This is a genomic window from Mycobacterium sp., assembly GCF_039583785.1.
Classification (GTDB): domain Bacteria; phylum Actinomycetota; class Actinomycetes; order Mycobacteriales; family Mycobacteriaceae; genus Mycobacterium.
This window is the reverse complement of the sequence record NZ_JAVKSG010000195.1, coordinates 1-2,023: the sequence shown is the minus strand read 5'-3', so window position 1 is coordinate 2,023 and position 2,023 is coordinate 1. Positions and strand designations below refer to the sequence as shown.

General features: G+C 66.7%; 1 protein-coding gene. It reads left to right on the top strand.

The window, feature by feature from the left end:
* Window positions 1-292 precede the first annotated feature (292 nt).
* Window positions 293-2,017, top strand: a complete 1,725-nt coding sequence (locus tag ABDV69_RS21305) for a hypothetical protein (protein WP_343577814.1) — start codon at window positions 293-295, stop codon at window positions 2,015-2,017.
* Window positions 2,018-2,023: the final 6 nt, after the last annotated feature.

Genomic DNA, 2,023 nt, shown 5'->3' with positions numbered 1-2,023 from the left:
CCTCGATTCCCGGGAGGGGTAGGGGTCGGCGGCCCGAGTCGGCCTGTGGCCGGGATGTGCCGCGTTTCTGCTGGTAGACGGCTTGCTTGGGCAGCCCCAGTTGGCATTGACCTCAATAGATTTACCAGAACCAGCGCGGTTTGGCTGTGGAGCTATATCCCGCAGCCGGTGATCGCCGGTTATGGATCACATGCATGTAATTCGTTACAGCACAGGAAACGTGTTCGGTGTGGCGCACGGACCGGGCACAGATATAGCTCTAACATATGTGTGTGTTGTTCAAGGAAACCAGTTGAGGCCGGGGGCGGAGTATTTCACCCAACCCGGCGGCGCGGGCCAGCGTCGCTACGAGGCGCTGCGCGCCTACTTCGTCGAGGACGCCACTGCCGCCGAGATCGCCGACCGGTACGGCTACTCCACCGCTACGGTGCATCAGATGGCCACCCTGCTGCGCACCGCCAAGCTCGCGCCGTTCACCGAGGCCAAGCCCGGCCCGAAGGGCCCGCGCAAGGCCACCGCCGCGGTGCGGGAGAAGGTGCTCGCACTGCGTGCGGGCGGGCGCAGCGTCGGCGAGATCGCCGCCGTGCTGGCCGAGCAGGGCACGCCGATCTCGGCGCAGACGGTGTGGCAGATTCTCGACGAGGCCGGGCTGCCCCGGCTGGACCGCCGCGACGACACTCGCCGCGGCAGCCCCGCGACACTGGAGCCGGTCAAGGCAGGGCCGCAACCGCACTGGCCGGCCGGCGCGACCATCGGCTGCCCGCACGCCGGGCTCTTGCTGTTGTTTCCGGTCATGGCCGAGTTGGGCCTGCACGATCTGGTCGCCGCAGCCGGCTACCCGTCCACCACCGCGATCACCGCCTGGCAGTCGATCGGCACGCTGCTGTTGGCCAAGTGCGCGCGTCGGCACCGCGCCCACCACATCGACGCGCTAACCGACGACGCCGGGCTCGCGCACGCGCTCGGGCTGACCGCGCTGCCCAAGGCCACCCACGCCGGCTCCTACTCCTACCGGGTGCGCCGCGAATCCAACACCAAACTGCTCACCGGCCTGGTCAAGGCGCTGCGCCCGCTCGGAATGGCCAGCGGGACAGGAGGATTCAACCTCGACTTCCACGCCATCCGCCACCACGGTGAGCACACCGTGCTGGAGAAACACTACGTGCCGCGCCGCTCACAGCGCACCCGCGCCGTGCTCACCTTCTTCGCCCAAGACCATGCCAGCACCGAAATGGTCTACGCCAACGCCGAACTCACCAAGACCGAGCAGGCCCGCGAGATCCTCGCCTTCGCCGACTACTGGCATGCCGCCACCGGCGAAGACCCCGGGCTGCTGGTGTTCGATTCGCAGCTGACCACCTACACCGTGCTCGACGAACTCACCGCACGCGGCATCGGCTGGCTCACCCTGCGCAAACGCGGCAAAACCGAAATCGACCGGCTTCAAGCACTTCCCGCCAACCGATGGAAGACCGTCACCATCACCCGCTCCGGACGCCACCGACGCCCACAACTGCACGAAGACATGATCACCCTCAAAGGCGTCGGCACCAAGGTCCGCCAGATCGCCGTACGCAACATCGGCCACGACGAGCCCACACTGCTTATCACCAACGACCTCACCACCGCCGGCAAGGACCTGTTCGCCCGCTACGCCGAACGCATGACCATCGAAAACGAACTCGACGCCTACATTTCCGGCTTCCACCTCGACTCGCTGTCCTCCGGCGTGCCACTCAACGTCGACCTCGACACCACCCTTACCGTCCTCGCCGGCAACGTCTACCGCCTCTTCGCCCGCAACCTCACCCGCTACGAAACCGCCACCCCCGACACCATCTGGCGCCACTTCCTCGACGACGATGGCACCCTCCACGTCACCGACAACGGCGTCACCTGCGCGCTGCGCCTACGCAGCCACCACCCCCAACTCATCGACGCCGGCTACGCCGACACCAAAACCCCCATCCCCTGGTGGAACAACCGAACCCTGCAGTTCACATTCCCACCCCGATGAACCGCC